The 5,553-nt window shown below is 72.6% G+C and carries 6 protein-coding genes; all 6 read left to right on the top strand.

Annotation, left to right across the window (positions count from 1 at the left end; translation table 11 throughout):
• Nucleotides 1-193 precede the first annotated feature (193 nt).
• On the top strand, nt 194-1,000 hold the full coding sequence (locus tag HMPREF0731_RS04325) for an ABC transporter ATP-binding protein (protein ID WP_281015340.1): 807 nt from the start codon (nt 194-196) through the stop codon (nt 998-1,000).
• Nucleotides 990-1,856 (top strand): ABC transporter permease, encoded by an 867-nt coding sequence (locus HMPREF0731_RS04330; protein ID WP_157135917.1) that lies wholly within the window; start codon nt 990-992, stop codon nt 1,854-1,856. Before HMPREF0731_RS04325 ends, HMPREF0731_RS04330 begins: the two co-directional genes overlap by 11 nt.
• A gap of 127 nt (nt 1,857-1,983) precedes the next feature.
• Complete coding sequence (locus HMPREF0731_RS04335) at nt 1,984-3,036, top strand: TRAP transporter substrate-binding protein (RefSeq protein ID WP_007002810.1); 1,053 nt, start codon at nt 1,984-1,986, stop codon at nt 3,034-3,036.
• 67 nt (nt 3,037-3,103) lie between these two features.
• Nucleotides 3,104-3,601 carry a TRAP transporter small permease gene (locus HMPREF0731_RS04340; RefSeq protein WP_007002811.1) on the top strand — a complete coding sequence of 166 codons (498 nt, stop codon included), beginning with the start codon at nt 3,104-3,106 and terminating at the stop codon, nt 3,599-3,601.
• The gene (locus HMPREF0731_RS04345; RefSeq protein WP_007002812.1) at nt 3,598-4,920 is read left to right on the top strand and encodes a TRAP transporter large permease; all 1,323 of its coding nucleotides are present in this window, start codon (nt 3,598-3,600) and stop codon (nt 4,918-4,920) included. The genes HMPREF0731_RS04340 and HMPREF0731_RS04345 overlap by 4 nt, the downstream gene beginning before the upstream one ends.
• A gap of 86 nt (nt 4,921-5,006) precedes the next feature.
• Nucleotides 5,007-5,553: alpha/beta fold hydrolase (locus HMPREF0731_RS04350; protein WP_007002813.1), on the top strand; the 547-nt coding region annotated here is incomplete at its 3' end.

A 5,553-nucleotide genomic window follows, 5' to 3' on the forward strand; every position in this document is an offset into this window, starting at 1 on the left:
CGGCCAGGCGGCGCGCTGCCCGCGGCGCGGGCGCCCTGCCGCCGCAAGGGGCATGGCCGGCCCCGGGGGGCGCGGTTTCCTGCCCCCACCCCTGGCGCGAGGCTTGCTTTTCCCCGCCCAGGGCTGGCATTGGCGCCGGCTTCGGGCAGCAGCGGCAGGGCGGGTGAGCATGGCGGCGAGTGAGAGGCCTTTCGTGGAGATCGACGCGGTCTCCATGCGCTATGGCGGGGTGGAGGGCACGCTGGCCCTGCGCGACACCACGCTCGACATCGCCCGCGGCGAATTCGTCGCGGTGGTCGGCCCCTCGGGCTGCGGCAAGTCGACCCTGATGAAGCTGGTCAGCGGCCTCTGGCCCTCCAGCGCCGGCAGCGTCATCGTCGCCGGCCAGGAGGTGGACCGCCCGCTCTCCGTGGTCGGCATGGCCTTCCAGAACCCGACTTTGCTGCCCTGGCGCAACGTGCTCGACAACGTCATGCTGCCGCTCGAGGTGGTGGAGCCGCACCGCCGCCGCCTGCGCGCCCACCGCGCCGAGTATGTCGAGAAGGCGCGCCGCCTGCTGGCCATGGTGGGGCTCGCCGGCTTCGAGCAGAAATACCCGCACCAGCTCTCGGGCGGCATGCAGCAGCGCGCCAGCCTCTGCCGCGCCCTGATCCACGACCCGCAGCTGCTGATGCTGGACGAGCCCTTCGGCGCGCTCGACGTCTTCACCCGCGAGGATCTCTGGGCCCAGTTGCAGGAGGTCTGCCTGACGCTGAAGCCCACCGTCATCCTGGTCACCCACGATCTGAAGGAGGCGGTGTATCTCGCCGACCGGGTGCTGGTGATGTCCTCCCGCCCCGGGCGCATCATCGGCGAGCGGCGCGTGCCCTTCGCCCGGCCGCGCCGGCTGGACGACACCTACAGCGCCGAGTTCCAGGCCCTGGTGCATGAGCTGCGCGACCGCATCAACGCCGCCCGCCAGGGCGATGGCGCCGGCCAGGAGACCGACGATGCCGCATGATCCCGCCGACCGCGCCGCGCGCGGCGCCGCCAATGCCCGGCGGGTGCAGGCCATGGCCGCCGCCGCCCGCCGCCGCCGCCGGCTGCAGAAGCTGCTGCCCTGGCTGGTGATCCTGGCCGCCTTCCTGCTGTGGGAGGTGGCGGTGGTGGCGCTGAAGGTCGATCCCTTCATCCTGCCCGCCCCCTCCGCCATCGCCGCCAGCATGGTGCAATGGTGGCACCCGCTGCTGGACAATGCCTGGCAGACGCTGATGACGACGCTCGCCGGCTTCGCGCTGGCCATCGTCTTCGGGCTCGCGCTCGGCGTGCTGATCGGCTCCTCGGCGCTGCTCTATCACGGGCTCTACCCGCTGCTGATCGGCTTCAACTCGGTGCCCAAGGTGGCCGTGGTGCCGGTGCTGGTGATCTGGTTCGGCATCGGCACCGTGCCGGCCATCATCACCGCCTTCCTGATCAGCTTCTTCCCCATCGTGGTGAATGTCGCGACCGGCATCGCGACCGTGGAGCCCGAGCTGCGCGACGTGCTGCGGGCGCTGGGCGCCCGGCAGACCGACATCATCCGGAAGGTCGGGCTGCCGCGGGCGATGCCCTATTTCTTCGCCTCGCTGAAGATCGCCATCACGGTCGCCTTCGTGGGCTCGATCCTGGCCGAGACGGTGGCCGCCAACAAGGGAATCGGCCAGCTGATGATGCTGGCCTCCAGCCGCTTCGACGTGCCGCTGGTCTTCGCCGGGCTGATGGTCACCGCCATCATGGGCGTGGCCATGTATGGCGTCGCCGTCGCCATCGAGGAGCGCACGACGGGCTGGGCCATGCGCGGCCAGGCCGACCAGAACGTCGCCAGCCTGACCGGCTGAGCGCCCCGCCGCCGGCCGCGATGCCGGCGGCGTGATTGTCGTTGGAATCGGGGGGCATCCTCGTTTAGTTTGACCCCCATCCAATCGGCCGACCAAGCGGCCGCCAAGAACCCAGGGGAACGCGTCCATGGTGCAACGTCGCCATCTGCTCGGGCTGGCCCCGGCGCTCGCCGCCGGCCTCGCCGCCCCGGCCCTGCTCGCCCCGCGCGCCGCGCGCGCCGATGAGGTGACGCTGCGGCTGCATCACTTCCTGCCCGCCGTCTCCAACGTCCACCGCAACTTCCTGCTGCCCTGGACCCGCAAGGTGGAGGAGGCCTCGCAGGGCCGGCTGAAGATCCGCATCTTCCCGGCCATGCAGCTCGGCGGCGCGCCGCCGCAGCTCTACGACCAGGCGCGCGACGGGGTGGCCGACATCGTCTGGACCCTGCCCGGCTACACCGCCGGCCGCTTCCCGCGCATCGAGGTGCTGGAGCTGCCCTTCATCGCCAACCGCAGCGGCCTGTCCAACGCCCGCGCCACCCAGGCCTTCGCCGAGAAGCACCTGGCGCAGGAATTCGGCGAGGTGCAGCCGCTGCTCTTCTGGGCGCATGATGGCGGGCTGATCCATTCCCGCAACCCGGTGCGCCGGCTCGAGGACATGCGCGGGCTGAAGCTGCGCTTCCCGACCCGCCAGGCCGGCGAGGGGCTGCGCGCGCTCGGCGCAGCACCCGTCGGCATGCCGGTGCCGCAGGTGCCCGAGGCGCTGAGCCAGGGCGTGCTGGACGGCGCCGTGGTGCCGTGGGAAGTGGTGCCCTCGATCAAGCTGCAGGAGCTGGTGCGCAACCACACCGCCTTCCCGGGCAGCCCGACCTTCTATGTCGCGACCAACGTGCTGGCGATGAACAAGGCGAAGTACCAGTCCCTGCCGGCGGATCTCCGCGCCGTGCTGGACGCGCAATCCGGCCAGGCCGCCGCCGCCATGGTCGGCGCCATGCTGGACGAGCAGGCCGTCACCGTCTCCGACATGGCCCGCCGCCGCGGCAACACGCTGATCGAGCTGGAGGCGGCCGAAGTGGAGCGCTGGCGCGAGGCCTGCCGCCCCGTCACCGAGGCGTGGCTGTCGCAGATGAAGGAGCGCGGCGCCGATGCCGCCGCGCTGCTGGCCGACGCGCAGGCGCTGTTCCGCCAGTACGCCGCCTGACCGGCACCGGGGCGCCAGGCCGGCGCCCCGCCCCGCCGCGCGCCCCTTCCCTCAGGATGATCCAGGCATGAGTGCCGAGACCCCGCCGCCGCGCGGCCCCGTGGCGCGCCTCGCCGAGGCGCTGATGCTGGCCGGCAGCGCCCTGCTGCTGGCCACCGCCCTGCTGACCACCGCCAGCGTGCTGCGCCGCTGGCTGGCCGGCCAGCCCATCCCCGGCGATTTCGAGCTGGTGCAGATGGGCTCCGGCCTCGCCGTCTTCGGCTGCCTGGCCTATGGCACGCTGCGCCGCTCCAACATCCTGGTCGACAGCTTCACGGGTTGGCTGCCGCAGCGGGTGCGCGACGCGATGGACGGGTTCTGGAACCTGGTCTGGGGCGTGGCCGCGCTGCTGCTGGCCTGGCGCATGGCGCTCGGCGCGCTGGACGCGCTGGGCAGCGACACCCGCAGCATGGTGCTCTCCACCCCGCTCTGGTGGGCGATCGGGCTCGGCGCGCTCGCCTTCGCCGCCACCGCCCTGGCGGCGCTCGCCTGGGCCTGGCGCCTGGCGGCGGGACGCCGCGCATGAGCGAGGAATTCCTCCAGGCCGGGCTCGGCTTCGGCGCCATGCTGCTGCTGATCGTGCTGCGCGCGCCCGTGGGGCTGGCCATGCTGCTGGTCGGCGCGCTGGGCTACCAGCACATCGTCGGCTGGGAGGTGCTGGCCAACTACCTCAAGGCCACCCCCTACCACCTGTTCGCCAGCTACACCCTGTCGGTGATCCCGCTCTTCATCCTGATGGGCGCCATCGCCGAGCGCGGCGGGCTGGCGCGCGACCTGTTCACCGCCGCCCAGGCGCTGGTCGGGCAGCGGCGCGGCGGGCTCGCCATCGGCGTGATCGGCGCCTGCGCGGCCTTCGGCGCGGTCTGCGGCTCCTCGGTCGCCACCACCGCCACCTTCGGCCGCGCCGCCCTGCCGGAGCTGCGCCGCTACAATTACGATCTCGGCCTGGCCACCGGCACCATCGCGGTGGGCGGCACGCTCGGCATCCTGATCCCGCCCAGCGTCATCCTCGTGGTCTATGCCATCAGCACCGAGCAGAACATCGCCAAGCTGTTCATGGCGGCTTTGGTGCCGGGGCTGCTGGCCACCGGCTTCTACATGCTGGCGGCGGTGATCCAGGCGCGCCGCAACCCCGCCGCCATGCCGCCCGCCCCGCCGCTCTCGCCGGCCGAGAAGCGCGCGGCGCTGCGCAACGTCCTCCCCGTGCTGCTGATCGCGCTGGTCGTGGTGGGCGGCATCTATGGCGGCGTCTTCACGCCCACCGAAAGCGCGGCCATCGGCGTTGTCGCCACCCTCGCCGTGGCGCTGGCGCGGCGCAGCCTGTCGGGCGCGCAGCTGCTCGACGCGCTGCGCGGCACCGCCGAGACGACCGCGATGATCTTCGCCATCCTGCTCGGCGCCGAGGTGTTCAACGCCTTCCTGGCGCTCACCCAGGCGCCCGACCTGCTGGCCATGTGGATCTCGGAGCAGAACCTGCCCGCCTATGGCGTGCTGGCGCTGCTGCTGCTCAGCTACGTCGTGCTCGGCGCGGTGATGGACGAGCTGGCGATGATCCTGCTGACCCTGCCGGTCTTCTTCCCCGTCGTCACCGCCCTCGATTTCGGGCTGTCGCCGGAGGAGACGGCGATCTGGTTCGGCATCCTGGTGCTGGTGGTGGTGGGCATCGGGCTGACGGCGCCGCCGATCGGGCTGAATGTCTTCGTCATCGCGGCGCTGGCGCGCGACGTGCCGATGGCGCGCATCTATCGCGGCGTGCTGCCCTATCTGGCGATGGATGTGCTGCGGCTGCTGCTCTGCCTGGCCTTTCCCGCCCTGTCGCTCGGCCTGGTGCGCTGGCTGAGCTGAAGCATGGCCTTTGGGGGATTGACCGCCACGCGGCCGGCGGCGAGGGTCCGCGCACCCCGACGACATCCGTGAACGAGGCGCCGCCCATGTTCCTGCCGCTCGACGACCTCCTGGTGCATTGCGTGGTGGAGGGGCCGGAGGAGGCGCCGCCGCTGCTGCTGCTGCACTCCATCGGCACCAGCCTGCATGTGTGGGACCCGCAGATGGCGGCGCTGACCCGCCGCTACCGGGTGATCCGCGCCGATCTGCGCGGCCATGGCCTGTCCGGCGTGACGCCGGGCGACCACGGCATGGCGCGGCTGGCGCGCGACGCGGTGGCGCTGCTGGACGCGCTCGGCATCGCCCGCGCGCATGTCGCCGGGCTGTCGATCGGCGGCCGCGTCGCGCTGGAGATGGCGGCGCTGGCGCCGGAGCGCGTCGCCTCGCTGCTGCTGGTCTGCACCGCGCTGGAATTCCCCGACGCCGCCACCTGGCAGGCGCGCATCGAGGCGGTGCGCCAGCACGGCACCATCGCCCTGGCCGACACGGTGATGCCGCGCTGGGTGGCGCGGCCGGAGGCGCCGGACGGGCTTGGCCTGCGCGCCATGCTGCTGCGCACCGACCGCGAGGGCTATGCCGGCGCCGCCGCCGCGC

The organism is Pseudoroseomonas cervicalis ATCC 49957, assembly GCF_000164635.1.
Lineage (GTDB): Bacteria > Pseudomonadota > Alphaproteobacteria > Acetobacterales > Acetobacteraceae > Pseudoroseomonas > Pseudoroseomonas cervicalis.